Source organism: Flexivirga sp. G2, assembly GCF_055397625.1.
Genome location: NZ_AP039675.1, coordinates 2,283,503 through 2,304,174, shown reverse-complemented (window position 1 = coordinate 2,304,174; position 20,672 = coordinate 2,283,503). Strand labels below are relative to the sequence as shown.

Annotated in this window: 20 protein-coding genes and 1 tRNA gene; 15 read left to right on the top strand and 6 right to left on the bottom strand. The window is 67.2% G+C overall.

The features are described from left to right. Positions 1 to 344 precede the first annotated feature (344 nt). From ACZ50J_RS11150 to ACZ50J_RS11135, 4 genes are read left to right on the top strand one after another with little or no spacing between them, the layout of a single operon-like run. Positions 345 to 1,268 (top strand): hypothetical protein, encoded by a 924-nt coding sequence (locus ACZ50J_RS11150; RefSeq protein ID WP_464297285.1) that lies wholly within the window; start codon positions 345 to 347, stop codon positions 1,266 to 1,268. Next, positions 1,265 to 2,878: a hypothetical protein gene (locus ACZ50J_RS11145; protein WP_464297284.1), complete on the top strand. Its 1,614-nt coding sequence runs from the start codon at positions 1,265 to 1,267 to the stop codon at positions 2,876 to 2,878. The genes ACZ50J_RS11150 and ACZ50J_RS11145 overlap by 4 nt, the downstream gene beginning before the upstream one ends. Before the next feature lie 16 nt (positions 2,879 to 2,894). Then, a complete protein-coding gene (locus tag ACZ50J_RS11140) occupies positions 2,895 to 3,539 on the top strand; it encodes a hypothetical protein (protein WP_464297283.1) in 645 nt (214 codons plus the stop codon). 18 nt (positions 3,540 to 3,557) lie between these two features. Then, positions 3,558 to 3,737, top strand: coding sequence for a hypothetical protein (locus ACZ50J_RS11135; RefSeq protein ID WP_148043244.1), 180 nt, complete (start codon positions 3,558 to 3,560; stop codon positions 3,735 to 3,737). Positions 3,738 to 3,826: 89 nt separating this feature from the next. Here the strand turns inward: ACZ50J_RS11135 and ACZ50J_RS11130 are convergent, their stop codons facing one another. Continuing rightward, positions 3,827 to 4,693 carry a hypothetical protein gene (locus ACZ50J_RS11130; RefSeq protein ID WP_464297282.1) on the bottom strand — a complete coding sequence of 289 codons (867 nt, stop codon included), beginning with the start codon at positions 4,691 to 4,693 and terminating at the stop codon, positions 3,827 to 3,829. A gap of 211 nt (positions 4,694 to 4,904) precedes the next feature. Between ACZ50J_RS11130 and ACZ50J_RS11125 the strand changes: the two genes are divergently transcribed. The 3 genes from ACZ50J_RS11125 to ACZ50J_RS11115 all read left to right on the top strand — a co-directional run bounded on the left by ACZ50J_RS11125 (position 4,905) and on the right by ACZ50J_RS11115 (position 7,961). Then, positions 4,905 to 5,252, top strand: coding sequence for a hypothetical protein (locus tag ACZ50J_RS11125; protein WP_148043246.1), 348 nt, complete (start codon positions 4,905 to 4,907; stop codon positions 5,250 to 5,252). Beyond that, positions 5,249 to 6,673: a hypothetical protein gene (locus ACZ50J_RS11120; RefSeq protein WP_464297281.1), complete on the top strand. Its 1,425-nt coding sequence runs from the start codon at positions 5,249 to 5,251 to the stop codon at positions 6,671 to 6,673. The genes ACZ50J_RS11125 and ACZ50J_RS11120 overlap by 4 nt, the downstream gene beginning before the upstream one ends. 70 nt (positions 6,674 to 6,743) lie before the next feature. Continuing rightward, positions 6,744 to 7,961 carry an ATP-binding protein gene (locus ACZ50J_RS11115; RefSeq protein WP_158607499.1) on the top strand — a complete coding sequence of 406 codons (1,218 nt, stop codon included), beginning with the start codon at positions 6,744 to 6,746 and terminating at the stop codon, positions 7,959 to 7,961. Between the two features lie 304 nt (positions 7,962 to 8,265). Here ACZ50J_RS11115 and ACZ50J_RS11110 read toward each other — a convergent pair whose 3' ends face one another. Beyond that, positions 8,266 to 9,243 carry a DUF4192 family protein gene (locus ACZ50J_RS11110; protein WP_245988414.1) on the bottom strand — a complete coding sequence of 326 codons (978 nt, stop codon included), beginning with the start codon at positions 9,241 to 9,243 and terminating at the stop codon, positions 8,266 to 8,268. Between the two features lie 975 nt (positions 9,244 to 10,218). Between ACZ50J_RS11110 and ACZ50J_RS11105 the strand changes: the two genes are divergently transcribed. Next, positions 10,219 to 11,922, top strand: a complete 1,704-nt coding sequence (locus ACZ50J_RS11105) for a recombinase family protein (protein WP_123270143.1) — start codon at positions 10,219 to 10,221, stop codon at positions 11,920 to 11,922. On the opposite strand, the gene ACZ50J_RS11100 is transcribed toward ACZ50J_RS11105, so the two are convergent. Both ACZ50J_RS11100 and ACZ50J_RS11095 read right to left on the bottom strand, forming a co-directional pair. Beyond that, a tRNA-Leu gene (locus ACZ50J_RS11100) sits at positions 11,887 to 11,969 on the bottom strand. The two genes, ACZ50J_RS11105 and ACZ50J_RS11100, sit on opposite strands and share 36 nt — an antisense overlap. A 159-nt stretch (positions 11,970 to 12,128) precedes the next feature. After that, complete coding sequence (locus ACZ50J_RS11095; RefSeq protein ID WP_464297280.1) at positions 12,129 to 12,713, bottom strand: TerD family protein; 585 nt, start codon at positions 12,711 to 12,713, stop codon at positions 12,129 to 12,131. A 93-nt stretch (positions 12,714 to 12,806) separates the two neighbouring features. On the opposite strand from ACZ50J_RS11095, the gene ACZ50J_RS11090 reads away from it, so the two are divergent. Beyond that, positions 12,807 to 14,330 carry an ATP-dependent DNA ligase gene (locus ACZ50J_RS11090; RefSeq protein ID WP_464297279.1) on the top strand — a complete coding sequence of 508 codons (1,524 nt, stop codon included), beginning with the start codon at positions 12,807 to 12,809 and terminating at the stop codon, positions 14,328 to 14,330. Between the two features lie 31 nt (positions 14,331 to 14,361). Further along, positions 14,362 to 15,699, top strand: coding sequence for a M20/M25/M40 family metallo-hydrolase (locus tag ACZ50J_RS11085; protein WP_464297278.1), 1,338 nt, complete (start codon positions 14,362 to 14,364; stop codon positions 15,697 to 15,699). 124 nt (positions 15,700 to 15,823) lie between these two features. Here the strand turns inward: ACZ50J_RS11085 and ACZ50J_RS11080 are convergent, their stop codons facing one another. Beyond that, on the bottom strand, positions 15,824 to 16,009 hold the full coding sequence (locus ACZ50J_RS11080) for a DUF5703 family protein (RefSeq protein WP_464297277.1): 186 nt from the start codon (positions 16,007 to 16,009) through the stop codon (positions 15,824 to 15,826). Between the two features lie 93 nt (positions 16,010 to 16,102). Here ACZ50J_RS11080 and ACZ50J_RS11075 point away from each other — a divergent pair, with 93 nt between their 5' ends. Beyond that, positions 16,103 to 16,465, top strand: a complete 363-nt coding sequence (locus ACZ50J_RS11075) for a hypothetical protein (protein WP_464297276.1) — start codon at positions 16,103 to 16,105, stop codon at positions 16,463 to 16,465. On the opposite strand, the gene ACZ50J_RS11070 is transcribed toward ACZ50J_RS11075, so the two are convergent. Next, positions 16,466 to 17,362: an aldo/keto reductase gene (locus ACZ50J_RS11070; protein WP_464301342.1), complete on the bottom strand. Its 897-nt coding sequence runs from the start codon at positions 17,360 to 17,362 to the stop codon at positions 16,466 to 16,468. Positions 17,363 to 17,551: 189 nt separating this feature from the next. On the opposite strand from ACZ50J_RS11070, the gene ACZ50J_RS11065 reads away from it, so the two are divergent. The 4 genes from ACZ50J_RS11065 to ACZ50J_RS11050 are packed head-to-tail and all read left to right on the top strand — an operon-like array spanning position 17,552 to position 20,667. Then, positions 17,552 to 18,616: an LLM class F420-dependent oxidoreductase gene (locus tag ACZ50J_RS11065; protein ID WP_464297275.1), complete on the top strand. Its 1,065-nt coding sequence runs from the start codon at positions 17,552 to 17,554 to the stop codon at positions 18,614 to 18,616. 3 nt (positions 18,617 to 18,619) lie between these two features. After that, positions 18,620 to 19,330, top strand: a complete 711-nt coding sequence (locus tag ACZ50J_RS11060; protein ID WP_464297274.1) for an MSMEG_4193 family putative phosphomutase — start codon at positions 18,620 to 18,622, stop codon at positions 19,328 to 19,330. 10 nt (positions 19,331 to 19,340) lie between these two features. Continuing rightward, entirely contained in the window at positions 19,341 to 19,880 is a 540-nt protein-coding gene (locus tag ACZ50J_RS11055) for a DUF3090 domain-containing protein (RefSeq protein WP_464297273.1), read from the top strand. Further along, positions 19,858 to 20,667 carry an SCO1664 family protein gene (locus ACZ50J_RS11050; protein ID WP_464297272.1) on the top strand — a complete coding sequence of 270 codons (810 nt, stop codon included), beginning with the start codon at positions 19,858 to 19,860 and terminating at the stop codon, positions 20,665 to 20,667. Before ACZ50J_RS11055 ends, ACZ50J_RS11050 begins: the two co-directional genes overlap by 23 nt. Positions 20,668 to 20,672 lie beyond the last annotated feature (5 nt).

The following is a 20,672-nucleotide window of genomic DNA, read 5'->3' as shown; positions in this document are numbered from 1 at the left end:
GGAGGCCACGAACAGCGTTGCCGCAGCACGAATTCCGCCTAATGCTGCGAATGCCCATCAGATGCAATTCGGTGCCTTTGCTCCAGCAGATGATGAGGACCTGGCGGGGGACGTCGTGAGGGTGGCTGCCGTCGCGGACCCATGCGTGCCGGGTCGTTGTCGGCTCCGGCCAGGTCCGTTCCCGACGTGACTGCCCCATGGGAATCCGGCCTCCTTCGCGACATCGAACAAATTTACTACCAGTGCCCTCCCTGCGAAGTCGTGCCGCATTTCGTGAGCGTGAACACGCCTCAGGCTCCTTCCGGTCAATAGGGCCAGCCGCAGCTGGCCGTCCGGAGGTAGCGATGACATACAACAAGCAATGGGAGGTCGGTTGGCAGCGCGACCGCGCACGAGGCATCAAGCGCTACGTCGACGCCGAACCCACCCGGGAAAAGCTGCAGAGCTTCATCGATGCCAGCGTGCCGTTGAGAACCCTCAGCCGCGCAACCGGGATCAGCGACACCGGAATCAGCAACATCGTCGCCGGCCGCAACTCACGCGTCCAGCGATCCACGGCCGAGCGGGTCGACCGGCTCAAGTTTGCCGACATCTACTCCCAGGCGGAGGGCATGGTCCCTCGTGTCGGGGCAGTCCGGCGGGTCGAGGCGCTCCTGGCACTCGGCCACAACCACGCCGCCATCGCGGCCGCCGGCGCACGAGACACCAGCATGCTGCTCTACAGCCCGGGGGAGCTGATCACGGCCGGCCGATGGCAGCAAGTCCGCGACGCCTACGACAAGCTCAGCATGACCCCAGGAGACTCCCCGCTGACCCGCCAGCGGGCCGAGAGCCGCGGCCTTGCCCCGCCACTAGCCTGGGACGAAGCCGACATCGACGACCCTGCGGCAAAGCCTCACCACCAGGTGCCCGCCGGCGAATCGAACGTCGTCGACATCGTGGCGGTACAACGGGCGATCACGCGTCAACTACCAGACACCAACCTGACAAAGGCCGAGCGGCTGGAAGTCGTTCGAGCGATGGCGTCGATCGGGGCGTCGGACCACGAGATCAGTCTGCATACCGGCGTCAGCGACCGAACCGTGCTGCGCGACCGCATGGAGTTCGGCATCGAAAGCCGTTGGGGGATAACGCCATCCGCGGCGCACTGGGACCTCATGGAAGCACGGGGCGCCACCCGTCGGAGCGACTCTGCCGGCCGGGACGCGGAACGCAAATCCATCACCCCCACGCCAACACTTGACCAGCAGCACGGGATCGCGCGATGACCATCACGCAAACCACGCGCGCGGCCGCCGCGGCCTTGGTCGCGAACTCACTCCGCAGCGGCGAATGGTTCGACCTGCCGCTGCCAGGGGAGATCCCCGGACCACCCCTGCTCGACGGCCTACCGCACGGGGTACACATCGGCGACGGTGACGTGTCCTTCGGCCCCGTCCGAGGGCAACGGGATGAAATGACCATTCAGGGGCCGTCCGGTTTCATCAACGTCTGTGCGCAGGACGGCCGCCACTGGATCGAGCTTGTCGGTAGGACGCACCACGAACTCGGACTGCACGAACCGTGGGCGGTCCGAACCGACCTTCACGGGGCCGCCGACCGGCTCGGCATGCCGGCGGCGGACCTCGCTCCGTTGCTCCAGCGGGCAGGCACGGCGCTGCTGCGGGCACGAGCCGAACTCGACGGAGCACTGTCACCCAACCGACCCAAGCAACGGGAGACGAACATGGCCGAGCAGAACATCGACGCAGCGCCGTCGTACCGAGACACGTTGCGAATGAACCCGACGGAGGCGCTGAAGATGGGCGTCGAGGGCACCGACCGGACCGCGGACAACGAGAGGCTGCGGTGCGCCCTGAACGTGATCACCCAATACGACGCGGCCGACGAGCGGGCCTTCGCTGCCGCGAGGGGTTCGGGCAGTCTGCTCGACCCATCGGTTCCCGAGCCGCAGGCGGCCAGGCTGCTTGTGCTGCACGGAGGGAATGTCTCGGCCGCCGCGAACGATCCGGGCTTCGAACGGCTGGTTGCCGCCTACGAGGGCCTCCTGCCCGGCCACGAGATCGTCAACGACGAAGACGGGCTCCGCGAGGAATACGTCGACCCGCTCGCTGTGCCGGGCAACAAGGAGTGGCTGGCCGAGCGAGTCGCCGAACTACGGCACGACCTCGGTGCGCCGAGCACGGTGGAGGAACCGGTCGACCCCGTAGCTCCCGAGCCGGGGCCGGATCATCAAGACCTGTACCACACGTCCGGCGCCGGGCAGGGGGTGTCCGTCGACGCTGCCGCCGCGGAACAGGCGAAGATCGACGCGCAGGACGTCGCGGCCGCCACGTTCAACCCGGAGGCGATGGACGCCGTCGCAGACGGGCGCCTGGTGGTGATGGAGCCGTCATACGGCGGGGCCCTGGAGAACTCGGACGTGGTCGTGACCGGGGCTGCTACGGGACACGGCGATGTGTTGGTCAGGGTCGACGCCGACCACCAGGTGCACGCGGACCTGCACTTGGCGGGCAGGAGAGTGCTTGACGCGAACCCGGCGCAGGTCGCCGACACGCTTCAAGTCGATCAGGAAACCGCGCGCCAGACCGTGTTGGCGGCAGCCCATCAGCTGCAGCGAGGGCAGATCGCCTACGAAGCACGCGGAGACGTTGACGCCGCAGTGGCGACGTTCGACCAGCAGCGGGGGCAACAGGCCAGGGAGTCGTTGCGCTGGGGGAGCGGGCCGACGAGTCAGGGTGATCTCCAGGACGCAGCCCGGCACTTCCCGAGCGACCTCGCAGAAGCAAGGGCGATCTCCGGTCGGCGCCCCGGTCGCCGACCGGACGCACCGCCTCCGGCCCCTGGTCGCTCCGGTCCACAGCCACCCCCGTTCTGACGGCTGGTGATTTGCCATGGACACCCGAGAGCTGGTCGACCAAGTCGAGGCATCGCTGGCGCAGGCGCAGCACTTCCTCGGCATCGCCGACTACGACACCCAATCGGCGACCGCGGGGGCGCAGCGTCGAGCCCTGGAAGGCACGCCGCTACCCGGCATGGTTGCCGCCCACCGGGACGCCGCGGCTGAGGCGTATGACGCGCTGCAGCGTGGCAGCGAGCACGTCAACCATGCGTATGCCGGCGTTATCGCGTTGACGAAGGCGCCGCACTTGGCCGACGAGAATCATGACTGGGTCGTCGGCACCCTGGCCAGTGTCGTGGAGGCGATGGTCGCTGCGGGCAAGGCCACCCCCCACCTCGAGGCCGGAACGACACACCTGTTCGCCGCCAACAACCCGGCCGCGGATCCGCGCAGAGTCAGCAGCCAGCTCGTGAAAGCCCGTGACGAGCTCAGTCTGGCGATACCACACGAATCAACGGCCGCCCGGGTGGTCGACCAAGCAGCCGCCCGCCACAGCCCAGACACCCAGGTAGGCCCGGCGCAGCCGCTGGCACGCGCACAGACCCCGGCAGCAGATGGCCGTGCCCACCACAGCTGCCACACAACCGGCAGGGCCCAGGCGCTGAAGCCGGTCACCGAGTTGTTGTCGCACTCATAGGAGATAGGAGAAGGAACCATGCGTAGTGATTGCCCTGACGGCAGCTGCCGTGACGAGGTCCTCGCGGTGGAAGCGGAGGAGCGAGACCGCCGCAACGCCGAGCTGGAGGAAGCTCGCGCGGCACAGCGCGCGGCCGTGGCCGAGCAACATCCGTGGGCGTACGACGAGACCGCGGCATACTACGGACGGCCGCGGTAGGACGATCCGAAACCAGCCGAAACACGCAGAGAGCTGGGCAGCCCCGAGGGCCTGCCCAGCTCCCGGGCGTTTCCGGCCCAGCGCCCGTTTCAGTTCGCAGTCCCGGTGGGGACCAGGGTCAACTCCCGCACCTTCGGCGGCCGGCCGCCTGCCTGCAGATCGTGCACCCGCTGCAAGGCCTTGGGGTCACGGGCGTTCGGCCGCAGCACCTCGGCGAGGCTGGCACCGAACTCGTGCTCGAGCACGAACCGGTCGCCGTGGCGTTGCACGAGCAGCTGCTCGCGGCGTTCGCACCACGGCACCAGGTAGGTGATCGCGACGATTCCGGCGGTCAGCAGCCCGAAGAGCGAGTGTCCCTCGGCGATTCCCTGCACCGCGGCCGCGGCGGCGGTGACGAACCGCAGCCGCCAGGCCAGCGACACCAACGGGAGCACCGACAACGCCTCCGCGGCCGCGTGGCAGATCGCCCGGACCGCCACCCACGGCAGCGTCCAGAACCCCATGGCAGCCTCGAAACGTCGAACTCCCAGGCCGAGCGCATGCGTGAGGATCGCCGCAGCATGCTCGTCGGAGAAACCGCCGGTGCGTGCGGCGCGCACCATCCTGGCCGAGACGATCAGCGTGTGCCGGCCGAACCGTGCCGCATAGACGCCACCTGCATCGCTGACTCGCACGTCGACGTCGCCGGCGACACCGTGTTCGCGCAGGACCGCGAACACCGGCTTCAGCGAGGCAACCTCGTAGCCGTGCGGCTGCCGCGCACCGGCCAGCACCAGCGCAGCGGTCGCCTCGGCCCGCCCGCAGAGCAGGACGACCACGACAACGACACCGGCGGCGAATATCGGCAACGCGATCAGACCGGGCAGGACGGCACCGACGATCACGACCAGGACCGTGCTGGTTGTCAGCGCGGCCAGCGCCGGCACGGCACGCACGGCAGTTCCTCGCACGCTCATCACGTTCTCCTCCACCTCGAGTGGTGCATTTCCTTCAACGTTCACGATCGGTGATCGCCAACAGCCCTCGTCGCGCCTCTTGAGGGTGAAGCCAGTCTCACGCACCTCACAGACACCGCGGCGGAGTTATCCACAGGCCTGCCGACGGTGGCAGCTGAGACAACCGCAGATCTGGCTGGATGAGGCAACCACCGACGACGAGGAGCACCACATGCGAACCCCTGAGGTCCTGCACCTGGACACCGACGAAACGATCACGGCGATTGCGCGGTTGCTGCGCGAGGCGGCTCAGCAAGCGTGGAAGCGTGCCGACCGCGAAGGCCCCAACTCGTCCTGGCACGGGGTGGCGCTCGGCATCTTCGTCGTGGCCGCACGGGCGAGCGAGTTCGTCCCGGTCGACGTCGACCCCGTCGAACCGGTCCCGCCGCAGGAGGACATCGGCCAGCTGGTCTGCGCGGCCGACGGTCTGGCACTCGATCTGCCCGTCGACGGATCCTTGCCTGGGATCTCCGAGCTCATCGTCGCACTGACCGACCTGCGCCGAGAGCTCACGCAGTGAACCGGGACGAGCGCAGCGTCGGCGAACTTCTCCTGGACGCCGACTTTCAGGCCCGCACCCTGTTGCTGGACGTCGTTGGCGACGACGCACCAGCCCTGCTGCGCACGTGGGGCGAAGTGGTGCAGTCGGCGGGCGAGCTGTGGGCCGGCCTGCCGCAGTTGTCCGCCAGCCCGGCGGACGGCGCCACGATGCAACGCCTGGAGACGATGGCGCGCGGTATGCACCGACACCAACTGGCGCGCGACTGGCCAGGCTCGGGTGAACTCGATCAGCGACTCCTTGGAATCGCCGAAAACTTCGTGAGGGCAACGGAACTCGTGGACGGCCGAGACCACGCACGCGATACGTGGCCGCCGGCGGTGCGCGCCGACGTCGACGCGGTGAAGATGCGCGTCATGCACACCCTCTACGTCGCCGCCCACGGCGTCGGTGTTGCGGTGCAGCAGCACATTCAGGACACCGAGGACCGTTTCGGGAGCAAACCGAGCCTGATCAACCGAGCCATCACTCGAGGACGCGATGCGGCTGCCCAGCTGGTGGCTTTTGAGCAGCTCGCCGGTGCCCACGTCGGGACGCGGTTCGCGCAGGTCATGCGCGGCGAGCACCGACACGCGGTCGGTGCCGGCCGGCTGCACCAGGCGATGGCGGCATGGGACGTGCAGGCCCACCGTGCGATCGCCGCCGCACCGACAGCCACCCACCTGCACCTGGTGGCACGCACCCAAGCATTCCTGAGCGCAGCGACAGCGCACCTCCTGGATGCGGCCGTCCAATCCCAGCATCTGGAGACCGGAAGTTTCCAGCAGCAGCTCAGACCCGCGCTCGAGTCGACGCACACGTCCTGGAGCCTGATCGCACGACGATGCGAGCAGTTAGCCGACCGTCGAGATCGGCCGGACGCCACGCTCGTGCGCGCGGCCGGAGAACTGCGCGCGGCCATCACCGAAGTCGGATACGACAAGACAGCATGGGCAAGCCCGTCGACGATCGCCTCGCGTGTCGACCTCGACGACACCGTGGCGACCTTGCACCAAGGGATCGCGGCTGCCGTCGAGGCCGCGGTGATGACACGCGACGCGTTCAACGACAAACGGATGAGCGGGTCCGCCCGCGGCATCGCCGACTGGCAGCACGAGTTCCTCAAAACCGCGACCACGAACGGTGTGCCGGCGCCGGTTGCCTCCTGGGTCGACGCCGGTGACATCGCCCATGGCCGACGTGTTCCGCTGTCACGAGCGGTCAGGGCAGCGTTGGACGACCTGGCCGAGGCCGTCACTGACGACACCCGGCGCACGATGGCCGCAGCATCCGGCATCCGGCAGACGGTCACCATGGCAACGGCGCCCGCGACCCCTACCCGAGACAAGGCACCGACGCCGTGGGTGCAGCCGGTGGGTCCACAGCGTGGTCCCACCCTCTAGAACACCAACCGGCAACTCGATAAAGTCAGATAAAAGTAACGTTTTATCGGAAATTATCTGGGAGGACCCGATGCAACCCAGTCCCTACACCCCGGGTGAGGTCGCGCGCTCCGTGCCCGGCCGCTCGGTGCCCTTGGGCCAGATCGAAGAGCGGCTGGCCTACCTCAGCGACCTGCAGCGGCTCGTCGGGCGCATCCGCGTCGACCAGGGGCCACGTGGGGTCGGCAAGACCTCACTGTTGCACGAAGCCAGCCTGATGGCGACACGGCGAGACATCCTCACGATCTGGGTGACCGCCGGCGAAGCGAGCGGGCTGGCGACCTCGATCGCTCGTGAGATTGACCGTGCGACAGGGGAGTGGTCAGGTCGACGCGACCTCACCGAACGACTCAGAGGCCTCGACGTCGGCCTGCAGGTCGGTGTTCCCGGGGTGGCGTCCGTAAAGGCCAGCTGGAAGCCCGACGACCTACCCGACGCCGGGCCGCCAGCCGGAACGCGGGAATTCGAGGACCTGCTCGTCGCGACCCACGCGGTTGCCGTCGAGCATGGCAAGAAGGGCCTGGTGCTGTTCGTCGACGAAATCCAGGACGCGGATCTGCTCAGCTTGAAGCTGCTCGGCTACGGGTGGCAGGACTTCCAACGAGAGCGCCCGGATCTGCCGGCCGCGGTGTTCGCGGCCGGGCTGCCGAGTAGCAAGCAGGTCATCAACGATGCAGTGAGCCCGTCCGAACGTTTCGCATTCAAAACCCTGGGGGGCCTGTCCGCGGACGCGGCGATGATCGCCTTGGCCGGTCCGGCGCGTGAACTGGGCGTCGAGTGGGACCACGACGCCGTGCAACTGGCCGTCGACTACACCAAGGGCTACCCGCACGCCGTGCAGCTGCTCGGATCCTACGCGTGGGAGGCCGCCGCTCTGCCCGACCCCGGTGCCCGAATCACCCGCGATCACGTGCGAGACGCGATCCAACACACGGACGACGACCTGCAAGAGCTATACGACTCACGGCTGAGCCGGATCCGGGTGCCGTCCGAGCGCGACTTCGTCCGCGTGATGTCAGCACTCGGCGACGGCCCGATACACCGCAACGCGATCGCCCACGAGCTCGGCCAGGCGACGACCTCAATCAGCAGCACCCGCCAAGCGCTACTCAACGCCGGCGTGATCGAGGAAGCCGGCCGCGGCTACCTGCAGTTCACCGTCGACGGATTTGCCGCGTTCGCACGGCAGCACTTCGGATTCTCAACTGCTGCGGAGCGACTGAAGGAGGAACCGAACGAGGACTCGTAGATCACAGTCACTCAGCCGATCACACTCAGCCTGCGTCTGCGACGCACCACGCTCACGGACGCCTGATGGTTGACTCGCCTGCGCCCGCCCGGTGATCGCAGGTGTCTGTTGCGTCCACGAATACGCCAGTCACCGGTCCGCTGCCGTTCAGTCGCGCCTGGAGCCGCATGGGTGTGGCATCCAGCAGGCGTCGTGGCCGCGACGCAACACTGAGCCCCGCATGCGTGGTGTTGCGGTGAACACTGACGTCGCGTCAGATCGCCCGGATTGCCCGGATTGCTACTCAGCAGCAGTCGTGTTCACGTCAACGCTCTGGACGACGGTGATCGCCGCCGGTCGCCGGAGGCGGGGTCGGCCGGCGACGAGTCGACTTCGGAGCGTCGAGATCCGCTCGCCTCCCATATACCTTGCTCTCCGGATCCGGCGTCGACCATCCCGCCGGATCGACCCCCGCCGACACCGCTAGACCGATGAGGTTGGCCAATTCGTAGCGCCCCGGAACCTGTTCGATCGCGAGCCGGGCCTGCATACCGTCACCGCCCAACCACATGCTGAACGCCGCCAGCGATGCGGCCGGAGCGCGGGCGTCCTCAGGGCTTCTTCGCATGATCTCTTTCCACAGCGCGGCATTCGGCGCCGCAGTATCGCGCGTGATCTCCGTGAATGCGTGATCACGCAGCGGGATGACCTGGACGTCACACAGAAGCCGTGCCGTTGCTTCGATGTCCGGCATCTGCCCCGTGGCAACGAAGTGCACGATGGCGTGGCTCATCCACCGCTGCTCCCGTCGTAACGACCGCATGTCTTGCGCCGCCGCCACCGCGTGCTGCGCAGCAGCGTTCATGGAGGCCGACAGATCGGCACAGACCACTGGCTGGAACGATGCGCGCAGTTGCTCCATGGAGTCGTATGGCTGGGCGTGACCGTTTCGGATGAACTCGACTGCCACACGATCCCGATCGGCCTGGGAGACGGTCCCAACATCACCGCTGTCGAGCTGAACCCAGTTGTCACCGTCGGTGGCAACACGTGACCACACCTCTGCGCCATTGTCCTGAAGAAGCTGGGCCATCGCCGCAGATGACGCTTCAGCCTGCGCATGATCGGCGAACGCGACGATCGCGACCCCAACGCCGCCGTATGGCTCGAACCGACGTGCCTCGCTCTCCCACAAGTGTTGCTCGGGAATCTGGACGACCATCGCCGGAGACCGTCTTCCGGCCCCTTCCAACGGGATCACAACGAGGGAGTTCTCGGGGCGAGCACCGAGCAGGTGAGGCATCAACGCCACCAACCGACCATGGTTGATCAGGGCTTCCTTCTCACTCATCACACGCTTCTCTCATGCGGGACTCTCGGAAGGTGCGTTTGCTGCACCCATAGCCCGAAGCCGCCATCGATATGTGCACGCTCAGCGCGGCGTGAATCGACGAAAAACCACTAGAAGGCAACATCAGCTCTGCCCGCTCCGACTACACGGAAGCGCTGCGCCCGTGCTCTGGACGCCTCGTTGTGCTGTCCGATAGACGACGACGTGGACGGACGGACCGCGCCGGGGGCCCGCAAGAGGACCAACAAGCGCGACGCCTCGAGGACGTGGACGGACCGGACGACGGAAGGCAGGTCCCTTTGCCTGCTGTCGTGTAAGCGCCAGCGCAGCCTTTCCGCCCTTGGTGATACGTAACAGCGGCACTCGCAAGTACGCCTTGCACCGGTCCGGGGGCCATCCCCGTGGCGTGCCAGCGCTGGCGCCGTGGTCGTTCTGGAACCGGCAGAAGGTGACGCACCATGACTCCAAGACCCTCGTCAGATGGCGTTCGGGAGACGCTCCTCGCAGCCCAACGACTCGATGGATACGTAGGGCAGCGAACTGCCCGGGCGGCGGTGCGTACATACAGGCGCAACTCGAAGGTGGTCGTTCGGATCCTGGCCTCCCGGGAGACGACGGCGACTTCGTCGGCTGATGGAAGGTCGCGGCGACCGTTATCGCTGCACGGCTGGCGTTGACTATGCCAAGCAATAACCGGGCGCCGGGGTCCGCACGAGACGGGTGCCTGCAGCATCAGGAAATGGCGCACGTGGATATCCCGCGCCGTGGCACGCACCGATCTCCTTCCTGCACCACACCTCGTGGCAATGACCAGCTCACGCTGAGACTGGATTCGCTACCGTCGGACTATGAACTGCCTGACGAAACACTGGCGGAGCTGGCTCGGATCATCCACCGGCTCCACGCTCAACACGCCCACGGCGCGGCATGAGTAGGTCGTTCGCGTTCCTCGGGCGAGTCAGCACGGAGGACAACCAGGACCCTGAGGCGTCTCGCGGCTGGCAACTGCGGCGGGCACGACAGACCATTGAACAGGTCGGCGGTGTCATCGTCACCGAATACTTCGATATCGGCCAGTCCCGCTCAATCCCGTGGAAGAGGCGTCCGCGCGCGGCAGCGCTGCTCGAGGACATCAAGAGACCTGGCCGCCAGTTCGATGCCGTCGTTATCGGCGAGCCACAACGGGCGTTCTACGGCAACCAGTTCGGGCTGACCTTCCCGGTCCTGACCCATTATGGAGTCGAGTTGTGGGTGCCGGAGGTCGGCGGCCGGATCGACCCAGGATCCGAAGCGCACGACATGGTGATGACCCTGTTCGGCGGCATGTCGAAGGGGGAACGTACTCGGGTCCAACTTCGGACGAAGGCATCGATGATGGATCTTGCGCTGAAGGGCGATCGGCACATGGGAGGCAGACCGCCGTACGGGTACCGCCTTGTCGATGCTGGCCCGCATCCCAATCCTTCGAAGGCGGCCGACGGCAAGCGACTACACCAACTCGACGTCAACCCGGATACGGCCCCCATTGTGCAGCGAATATTCTCTGCCTTTGCTTCTGGACAGTCGCTGCGGACCATCGCAGACGCATTGACCAGAGATGAGGTGCCAAGTCCGTCAGCCTACGACCGGGTCCGCAATCCCCATCGCGATCCGACAGGATGGTCACACTCAGCGGTGCGTGCGATCTTGGCGAATCCGAACTACAGCGGATACCGCGTGTGGGGTAAGCAGCGGAAACAGGAGTCGCTCATCGACCCTGACGACGTCGCGGCGGGCAACGTGACTCGAATGCGTTGGAACGATCCGGCGCAGTGGGTCCGTGCTAGTAGGCAGACCCACCCAGCGATCATCGGCAAGGATCTGATGGACGAGGTCCACGAACGGCTCGAAGTGCCCGGCGGCCTTGGTCGCCGGCCCAGGGTCGCCAAGTACGACTACCCACTGCGCGGCATCCTGTTGTGCGGGATCTGCGGCCATCGAATGCAGGGCGCTGTGCACTCGCGCGTGCGCAAGGATGGAAGTCGCCGGACGTTGTACCGCTGTGATCTGAGGCGTCGGCGCTCACTGCCAGAAGGAGCTTATGGAGGCCACCCTAAGTCTCTGTATGTCGACGAGAACGTCATGGTCAAGGGGTTGGACACGTGGATCACTTCGTTGGCAACCCCCGAGGCGCTCTCGAAGGTGGTCCGACCTGAGTCCGATCACGGGGGACGTGCCGCAGATCTGCGAGCACAGATCAAGGTCCTGGACAAGAAGATCAGCTCGCTCGTAGCCACTGCAGAGGCCGCTGACGAGGTGGCGGAGCTTTCGGCGATGATCAGTACGCGCAGTCGCGAGCGCAAAGCACTGAAGAACAAGTTGGCCGGGATGCTTCGGGAAGGTCCAACGGATCAGGACATCGCGTCGATGGCTACCGCTCTCGGAGGCGTCGCAACAGTGTTGACACTGGCTACCGCCGAAGAGAAGGGGCGTCTGTACCGGTCCCTGGACATCATGCTCACCTACCACCCGGAAGAGCGATGTGTAGAAGCATCTCTGGCCCTGCGCAGTGCACAGGGCCAGAGCTCCGACCAAGGCACTGGTCGGGATAATGCGTGTCCGGAGGGGGACTTGAACCCCCACCCCCGTTAAGGGACTAGCACCTCAAGCTAGCGCGTCTGCCATTCCGCCACCCGGACAAATGGGTGTGTCAACCGTGCTCACGGCCCGGCCAACGAGCGGAAACACTAGCACGCAGTGGCCGGATTCCCTCAATCGTGCCACGGCCCGTGACGTGCGGCATTCGCCATACGCGTCACGGGCCGTGGCCGGACCGGTGCTGCTGCTCAGACTGTTGCTCAGACGTCGAGTCCGAAGTCCCGGATGACACCAGCGAGGCCGCTGGAGTAGCCCTGCCCGACGGCCCGGAACTTCCACTCCCCGTTGTTGCGGTAGAGCTCGCCGAAGACGAGTGCGGACTCGGTTGCCGCGTCCTCGCCGAGGTCGAAGCGGGCGCCCTTGTCCGCGTTGGTCGGGTCATCCGCGTCGAAGACTCGGATGAATGCGTCGGAGACCTGCCCGAAGTTCTGACCACGCGCCTCCGCCTGGTCGATGGAGGCGACGAAGGTGATGCGCTGGACGTCGGGGGAGACCTGACCGAGCGAGACCTTGATTTGTTCGTCGTCGCCTTCGCCCTCACCGGTGCGGTTGTCTCCCAGGTGCTGCACCGCGCCGTTGTCGCCGGTCAGGTTGTTGTAGAAGACGAAGTCGGACTGATTGCGGACCTTGCCGTTCTCGGCCAGCAGCAGCACCGATGCGTCGAGATCGAACTGCGCGCCGTCGGTGGTGCGCGGGTTCCAGCCCAGGCCGACGATTGCTGTCGTCATACCGGGCGCCGCCTTCTCCAGCGAGATGTTCGCGCCCTTGCTCAGGTTGACCGGCATGTGCTGTCCCTTCGTGTCTCTGGCTGTTTCAGGTATGACGCTAGCGCCTCCCGGCGGTTCCCGTATGTCGGAGGTCGGCGGCAGACTGCGGTCATGCTGCTGGAGCAAGTCATCGCGGTCTCGCAGGCCCTTCGCGCCACGCGCTCGCGTCTGGCGAAACGGGACGCGGTCGCGCAGCTGTTGCGGGCGTCGCTGCCGCACGAGGTGCCCCTCGTGGCGTCATACCTCGCGGGCGTGCTGCCGCAGCGACGCATCGGGGTCGGCTGGCGCGGCTTGCGCGACGCCCCGGAGCCCGGTGTTGACGCGTCGGTGACGGTGACCGAGCTGGACGAAGCCCTGTCCGCGGTGGCCGCCGTGAGCGGCGCCGGCGCGGTCGGGCAGCGCAAGGCGTTGCTCGCGCAGTTGTTCGGCCGACTGACCGATGCAGAGCAACGCTTCGTGACCGGACTCATCCAGGGTGAGCTGCGGCAGGGCGCCGGCGACGGCGTCATGTTGGCGGCGATCGCCGAGGCGAGCGGTGTGCCCGAGCAGTCCGTGCGCCGTGCCGTGATGCTCGCCGGTTTCGCGGCTCCGGTCGCCGCGGCTGCGCTGCATGGCGGCGCCGACGCCGTTGCCGAGATCGGGTTGGTGGTCGGCCGGCCGGTCCGTCCGATGCTGGCCGGGAGTGCCACCGATGTCGACAGCGCGCTCGACGGGCGGATCCGGCAACAGGTCGAGACGAAGCTGGACGGCATCCGGGTGCAGGCGCACAAGATCGACGACGAGGTCCGGCTCTTCACCCGCAGCCTGGAGGAGATCACCGACCGGCTGCCGGAGGTCGTGGAGATCGTGCAGCACTTGCCCGCGCGGCGACTGGTCCTCGACGGCGAGGCCGTTGCGCTGACCCCGGACGGCCGCCCGCAGCCGTTCCAGATCACCGGTGCACGCACGGCGAGCAGTGCCGATCCACAGCGGCTGCGGCAGGAGACCCCGGTGACGCCGATGTTCTTCGACTTGCTGCACCTGCACGGCGTGGACCTGATCGACCGGCCGTTCCGGGAGCGCCACCGGCAACTCGTCGAGCTGGTCCCGGCGGACTGGCTGGTGGCGCACGAGGCGGCCGACGGGCCGGATGCGACGCAGCGATTCTTCGACGAGCGGGTGGCTGCGGGAGACGAGGGTGTCGTCGTCAAGGATCTCGACGCCCCGTATGCCGCCGGGCGTCGCGGGGCCGGTTGGGTGAAGGTGAAGCCGCGGCACACCCTCGATCTGGTGGTGCTGGCTGTCGAGTGGGGCAGTGGCCGGCGCCAGGGTTTCCTGTCCAACATCCATCTCGGCGCCCGTGACCCGGAGACCTCCGAGTTCGTGATGCTCGGGAAGACGTTCAAGGGGATGACCGACGAGATGCTGCGCTGGCAGACCGAGCGCTTCGCCGAACTCGCGATCGACCGTGATGACTGGGTGGTGCAGGTGCGACCGGAGCAGGTCGTCGAGATCGCGTTCGACGGGCTGCAGCGCTCCAGCAGATATCCCGGTGGACTCGCGCTGCGTTTCGCACGCGTCATCCGCTACCGCGACGACAAGCGGGCGGAGGACGCCGACACGATCGAGACCGTCCGGGCGCTGGCCGGCGGGTGATCGGTGGACCGAAGCGTGGCAGGGTTGGGTCATGGTTTCCGACAGCACCGATGACAGCGCACTGACGGCCGAGGATGAGGTCGTCCGGATCACGCAGGACCTGATCGGCATCGACACCAGCAACTACGGCGACGGCAGCGGTCCCGGCGAGCGCAAGGCCGCCGAGTACGTCATGCAGGAGCTCATCGAGGTCGGTCTCGACCCGACGCTGCTTGAGAGCGAGCCCGGTCGCGCATCGGTGATCGTGCGCATCGAGGGCGAGGACTTTGACCGTGGGGCCCTTGCCGTCCACGGCCACCTGGACGTGGTGCCGGCGAATGCCGAGGACTGGCAGGTGGATCCGTTCGGTGCGGAGATCAAGGACGGCTGTGTCTGGGGCCGCGGTGCCGTCGACATGAAGGACATGGACGCGATGATCCTGTCCTGCGTGCGCGAGATGGCGCGCACCGGTCGCAAACCCGCTCGCGATCTGGTGGTCGGGTTCTTCGCCGACGAGGAGGCCGGCGGCGTGAAGGGCAGCCATTGGCTGGTTGAGAACCATGCCGATCTGTTCGACGGTGTGACCGAGGCGATCAGCGAGGTCGGCGGCTACTCGGTCACCTTCAACGGCAAAGCCGGCGAACAGCGTGCCTATCTCCTGCAGACCGCGGAGAAAGGCATCGCCTGGCTGCGCCTGCACGCGAAGGGTCGGGCCGGGCACGGTTCGGTACCGAACGACGACAACGCGGTCGTGCGACTGGCGCAGGCCATCGCGCGCATCGACGCACATGTGTGGCCACGCGAATACATCGCCTCCGTGCGGCAGCTGCTCGATGGCCTGAGCGACCTCACCGGCTCGGCATACAGCGACGACGACCTGGGTCCGATCCTGGCCAAGCTCGGCGGTGCTCGCGGCTTCGTCGAGGGAACGCTGCGCGACACCTCGAACTTCACCATGCTGGACGCCGGGTACAAGCACAACGTCATACCGCAGACGGCGTCGGCGTCCCTCGATTGCCGCTACCTGCCGGGGCACGAGGACGACCTGATGAACACCATCCGCGAACTCGCCGGCGAGTATGTCGACGTCGAGGTGCTGCACCACGACATCGCCCTGGAAGCACCGTTCGACGCGCCGCTCGTCGAATCGATGAAACGTGCTCTGCTGTCACAGGACCCGGACGCGGCGATCCTGCCCTACTGCCTGTCCGGTGGCACCGACAACAAGGCGCTCAAGAAGCTCGGTATCACCGGTTACGGGTTCGCGCCGCTGCAGTTGCCGGCCGATCTGGACTTCGCGCCGATGTTCCACGGCATCGACGAGCGGGTGCCGGTGGAGTCGTTGAAGTTCGGCGCGCGGGTGCTCGGCGAATTCCTGCGCGACTGCTGACGCGACACGCTGATCGAGTAGCGACGAAGGAGCGTATCGAGATCAAGGGCTTCGCCTGGTCGGTTGGTCTCGATACGAGGCTTCCCCCGATTCGCTGCGCCAGGCTCTACTCGACCCGCTTGGATCACGCAGTGCGGCGGACGCGGATGATCCGGCGGCGCAGCCACACCTTCCGGGCTCCACCGAGGTAGAGGCGGCTGCGAGCCAGCTCCCAGTGGCCGTATTCCGCCTGATCGGCGATCGCCTGGCGGACGTCGGACCGGCTCATGTCGCGCGGGAAGGTCAACACGCGGAACTCGTACTCGGTCATCGCCTCCATTATCACCCAACCGATGCCGGATCCGGCCGATTGGCAAGGGCGTTGCTCTGTCACGAATCAGGCATGACCGGGTACCGTCGAGCCATGACCGCTGAGCCGCGTGCTGCATTGTCCGCTTTGGTGAGTGCGTTGGAACGACACTTGGAGGCCGCTGCATCGCGCCGCAGCGAGAACGACCCATCGGTCGTTGCGGCATACCGGGATCTGGCAGATGCGTTCGAGGACTACGACGACGCACTGATGGACGCCTATGGCGAGGTCACGCCCCTCGAGGTCTACGTCGGTGACGACGACGAAGACGAGGATGAAGACGAGGACCTCGAAGAGGACGACGGCCCGGACACGGACGACGGCCTCGACGACGAGGATGACAGCGAGGGGCGGTACATCGGCCTGGCCGGTGACGACACGGACGACCTCGACTACGAAGACTCCGAGCGCTCCTGATCAGCCCACCCGCGAGACGTCGTCCAGCGCGTGCGCGATCTGCGGGGGCAGGTGCGTCTCGGCACTGGCCAGCACGGTGCGCAACTGGCTGCGGTTGCGCACCCCGAAGACCAATGAGTTGATGCCCGGTCTGGTGCGTGCCCAACTCAGCGCGATCTGCACCGGGCTCACTCCCAGACCGTCTGCCGCGGTGGCGACCGCATCGACGATCGGATCGGAGCTGCCGCCCAGCCGACGAGCGGCCCAGCCGGTGTGCCGACCGGAAGCAGCACGGGAGTCGGCCGGCACCCCCCGGCGGTACTTCCCGGTGAGCACGCCGCCGCCCAACGGTGCCCACGCGAGCAGACCCGCGCCGACGTGCGCCGCGGCGGGAAGTACTTCGGCGTCAGCGCTCCGCTCGACCAAGCTGTATTCGATCTCGTTGGCGGTCAACGGAATCCGGGCGTCCTGCAACGCCGAGTGCGCGGCGACCAGTTGCCATCCGGCGTAGTTGGAGACGCCGACATACCGGACACGACCGGTGGTCAACGCATGCTCGAGCGCAGACATCGTCTCGGCGAGCGGCACGTCGTCCGCCCAGGTGTGCACCAGCCACAGGTCGAGGTGATCGGTCCGCAACCGGCGCAGTGATGCGTCCAGTTGGTTCAGCAGGGTGCCGCGCGAGGTGTCCACGACACGCGAGCCGGTCGTGCGTGAGATGCCGGCCTTGCCGACGAGCACGAGGTCCTCGCGGCGACTGCCCGCGACGAGATCTCCGAGGATCTCCTCGGCGGCACCGTCCGTGTAGCCGTATGCCGTGTCGATGGTCGTCCCGCCGGCGTCGCGGAAGTCCCGCAGGATCTCCTCGGCGAAGATCTCGTCGACCGTGTCTCCCCAATTCATCGTGCCGAGAGTCACATTGCTGACACGCAGGCCCGACCTGCCGAGATTCGCCGATTGCACGGCACAACCGTAGTGGTCGGGACACGCCGAACGGCGGAGGCCGGTCGGTCCCTGAGGAGTGGTGAGGAACGAGCCGCGTCTCGAAGGGCGGTCCCTGAGGAGTGGTGAGGAACGAGCCGCGTCTCGAAGGGTAGCGTCGTGCCCATGGATCTCGGCATCAATCTCGGTTACTGGGGCACGACCGGCACGGACGACCTCGCGGCGATGAAGGAGCTGACGATCGCCGCGGACGAGTCCGGTTACCAGGTCGCCTGGCTCGCCGAGGCCTACGGATCCGACGTACCGAGCCTGGCGGCATACCTGAGCGCCTTCACCAAGAACCTCGAGTGGGGCAGCGCCGTCCTCCAGATCCCGGCGCGTACTCCGGCGATGACGGCAATGACTGCGGCGACACTGGACAAGATCACCGGTGGCCGGTTCCGTCTCGGACTGGGCGTGTCCGGCCCGCAGGTCAGCGAGGGCTGGCACGGTGTCCGGTTCGACGATCCGCTGGGCCGCACCCGCGAGTACGTCGACATCATCCGACTTGCCTTCGGCCGCAAAAACGTCGAATACCACGGCAAACACTTCGAATTGCCGCTTCCCGACGGCCCGGGCAAGGCGTTGCGCCTGCTGCTCCTTCCGGAGCGTGCCGAGGTCCCGATCTATCTCGCGGCGATCGGGCCCAAGAACATGGAGCTCACCGGCGAGATAGCCGACGGATGGCTCGGGATCTTCGTCAGCCCGGAGCACGTGCCCGAGCAACTCGCACAGCTGCGGACCGGCCGGCAGCGAGCCGGACATGCGGACGGATCGTTGGCCGGCTTCGACGTCGTCGCGAACGCGGGCCTCAGCATGGCCGACGACCTGGACACCGGAGCCAACCGGCTGCGCGCGAACGCCGCCCTGTATGTCGGGGGCATGGGCTCGCGGAAGAAGAACTTCTACAACGCGCTCGCCCGGCGGATGGGTTTCGAGGAAGCAGCGCAGCAGGTGCAGGACCTCTTTCTGGATCGCAAGCACCGCGATGCGGCGATGGCCGTGCCACGCGACTTCATCGATCAGACAGCGCTGATCGGCCCCCGCGAGCACATCGCCGAGCGACTGCACGCGTATGCCGACGCCGGCGTGACCACCCTCAGCGTCGGCCCTGCGGGGGACAGCCTGCCGGAGCGGATCGCCGCCGTGCGAACACTCGCGGAGATCATGGACAAGGAAGGGCTGCGCTGACGCATGGCGACCGTTCTGCTGCTGCGCCACGGGCGCACAACTTCGAACACCTCTGGCGTGCTTGCCGGTTGGACCTCCGGCGTGGGTCTGGACGAGACCGGCGAGCGACAGGTCGGCGAGGCCCGCAAGCGCCTCGAGCAGTTGCCGATCGTGCGCATCGTCAGTAGCCCGCTGCAACGCTGCCAGCAGACCGCTGCCGCCGTCGCGGCCGGTGTACCCGACGTCGCCGTCGAGACGGACGAACGGCTGGGGGAGTGCCGCTACGGCGCCTGGACCGGTCGCAAGATCAGCGAACTCGTCAAGGACGACCTGTGGCGCACGGTGCAGGATCATCCTTCCGCCGCCGTGTTCCCGCCCTCCGCGGAGTTCGCGCACGAGTCGCTGGCCCAGATGTCGGCCCGGGCTGTCGCCGCCGTACGGGATATCGACGCCGAGGTCGAGGCGGCGCACGGGCCGAAGGCGCTGTGGGTCGCCGTGTCGCACGGCGACGTCATCAAGGCACTGCTGGCGGACGCTCTCGGGTCGCATCTGGACCAGTTCCAGCGGATCGTCGTCGCGCCGGCGTCGGTGAGCGCAGTGCGGTACACCGAGCGCAGGCCGTTCGTGATCCGTGTCAACGACACGACCGGTGAGCTCACCGACATACCCGAGAAGTCGGCCCCGAGTGGCGACGCGACCCCCGGTGGCGAGACCGGCACCGATTCGTCGGATTAGGCTGCGGAGTATGCCGACCATCGAATTCGACCACCCGGACCGGTTCATCGCCGGCACGGTCGGTCCACCCGGTGCCCGCACCTTCTTCCTGCAGGTCGTCCAGGGCCGTCGAGTCGTCTCGGTGTCCCTCGAGAAGGAGCAGGTGGAGGTGCTCGCGGAGCGCGTCAACGACCTGCTCGACGAGCTCGCGGTCGACGACGATCTGCCGGTAGCGGCCGAGGACAACGACCCGTTGACCCCGCCCATCGAGGACGAGTTCCGGGTGAGCACGCTGAGCCTGGCATGGGAGCCGGAGCGCAAGGTGCTGATCATCGAGGCGCACGACCGGCAGGTGGAGCTCGAGCCGACCGGCGAGGGTGAGGAGCTGCAGGAAGTCACGGATCCGGACGGTCAGCTCGTCCGGGTGCTGCTCGACGCGCCCCAGGCACGGGAGTTCGCCCGCCGCGGGCTCGCTTCCGTCGCCGACGGCCGGCCGTCCTGTCCCTTCTGTGGTGGTCCGCTCGACCCGACTGGCCACATCTGCCCCCGTGCCAACGGCTATCGACGCTGAGCGACTGCAGCGGCTGTTGCTCGACGGGCCGCTGGAGGTCGAAGGTCGGCTCGTCGAGGCATCCAACTTCGTTCTGCGGGTCTGGATCGACGACGCAGGCGAGCGAATTCCAGCTGTTTACAAGCCAGTTCGCGGAGAACAGCCGCTCTGGGACTTCCCCGAGGGAACCCTGGCCGGTCGTGAGTACGCCGCATACCTGATCTCGACCGCGGGAGGGTGGGACTGCGTGCCGGTGACCGCCCTGCGACCGGACGGTCCGATGGGCGCCGGGTCCGTGCAGCAGTGGGTCGGTCCGCTGAACCCGGTCGCCGAGAACGACCTGCTGCGCATCGACCCCGTGGCCGCGGTCCCGACCGACTACCTGCCCGTGCTCGGCGTCCATGACGAACACGATCAGCCGCTCGTGGTGTCCCACGCGGCGCACGACGCGTTGCGCGCTGTCGCCCTGCTGGACGTGGTTCTGAACAACGCCGACCGCAAGGGGTCGGCCCTCATCGTCGAGGACGACCATCTGTATGCCATCGATCACGGGCTGACCCTGCACGTGGAGGAGAAGCTGCGGACGGTGCTCTGGGGTTTCGCCGGGCAGGAGTTGTCGCCTGCCGAGATCGACCGGGTGGAGGCCTTGCGCAAGCAACTGTCCGGACCGCTCGGCGAGACGCTGTGTGACGTCATACACGAGGAGGAACTGGAGGCGTTGCAGTACCGCGTCGACCTGCTGCTCGAGACGCGCCGTCTGCCGGCACCGCCCGACGACCGGCACCCGTTGCCGTGGCCACTGTGGTGACCCGC

Excerpts from the sequence above, each read along its gene's own strand:
- ACZ50J_RS11075 (WP_464297276.1), top strand. The coding sequence starts at position 16,103 with ATGACCGCTGAGCCGCGTGCTGCATTGTCCGCTTTGGTGAGTGCGTTG.
- ACZ50J_RS11135 (WP_148043244.1), top strand. The coding sequence starts at position 3,558 with ATGCGTAGTGATTGCCCTGACGGCAGCTGCCGTGACGAGGTCCTCGCG.
- ACZ50J_RS11105 (WP_123270143.1), top strand. The coding sequence starts at position 10,219 with ATGAGTAGGTCGTTCGCGTTCCTCGGGCGAGTCAGCACGGAGGACAAC.
- ACZ50J_RS11085 (WP_464297278.1), top strand. The coding sequence starts at position 14,362 with ATGGTTTCCGACAGCACCGATGACAGCGCACTGACGGCCGAGGATGAG.
- ACZ50J_RS11130 (WP_464297282.1), bottom strand. The coding sequence starts at position 4,693 with ATGAGCGTGCGAGGAACTGCCGTGCGTGCCGTGCCGGCGCTGGCCGCG.
- ACZ50J_RS11080 (WP_464297277.1), bottom strand. The coding sequence starts at position 16,009 with ATGACCGAGTACGAGTTCCGCGTGTTGACCTTCCCGCGCGACATGAGC.
- ACZ50J_RS11065 (WP_464297275.1), top strand. The coding sequence starts at position 17,552 with ATGGATCTCGGCATCAATCTCGGTTACTGGGGCACGACCGGCACGGAC.
- ACZ50J_RS11055 (WP_464297273.1), top strand. The coding sequence starts at position 19,341 with ATGCCGACCATCGAATTCGACCACCCGGACCGGTTCATCGCCGGCACG.
- ACZ50J_RS11140 (WP_464297283.1), top strand. The coding sequence starts at position 2,895 with ATGGACACCCGAGAGCTGGTCGACCAAGTCGAGGCATCGCTGGCGCAG.
- ACZ50J_RS11125 (WP_148043246.1), top strand. The coding sequence starts at position 4,905 with ATGCGAACCCCTGAGGTCCTGCACCTGGACACCGACGAAACGATCACG.
- ACZ50J_RS11090 (WP_464297279.1), top strand. The coding sequence starts at position 12,807 with ATGCTGCTGGAGCAAGTCATCGCGGTCTCGCAGGCCCTTCGCGCCACG.
- ACZ50J_RS11115 (WP_158607499.1), top strand. The coding sequence starts at position 6,744 with ATGCAACCCAGTCCCTACACCCCGGGTGAGGTCGCGCGCTCCGTGCCC.
- ACZ50J_RS11110 (WP_245988414.1), bottom strand. The coding sequence starts at position 9,243 with ATGCCTCACCTGCTCGGTGCTCGCCCCGAGAACTCCCTCGTTGTGATC.
- ACZ50J_RS11095 (WP_464297280.1), bottom strand. The coding sequence starts at position 12,713 with ATGCCGGTCAACCTGAGCAAGGGCGCGAACATCTCGCTGGAGAAGGCG.
- ACZ50J_RS11150 (WP_464297285.1), top strand. The coding sequence starts at position 345 with ATGACATACAACAAGCAATGGGAGGTCGGTTGGCAGCGCGACCGCGCA.
- ACZ50J_RS11145 (WP_464297284.1), top strand. The coding sequence starts at position 1,265 with ATGACCATCACGCAAACCACGCGCGCGGCCGCCGCGGCCTTGGTCGCG.
- ACZ50J_RS11060 (WP_464297274.1), top strand. The coding sequence starts at position 18,620 with ATGGCGACCGTTCTGCTGCTGCGCCACGGGCGCACAACTTCGAACACC.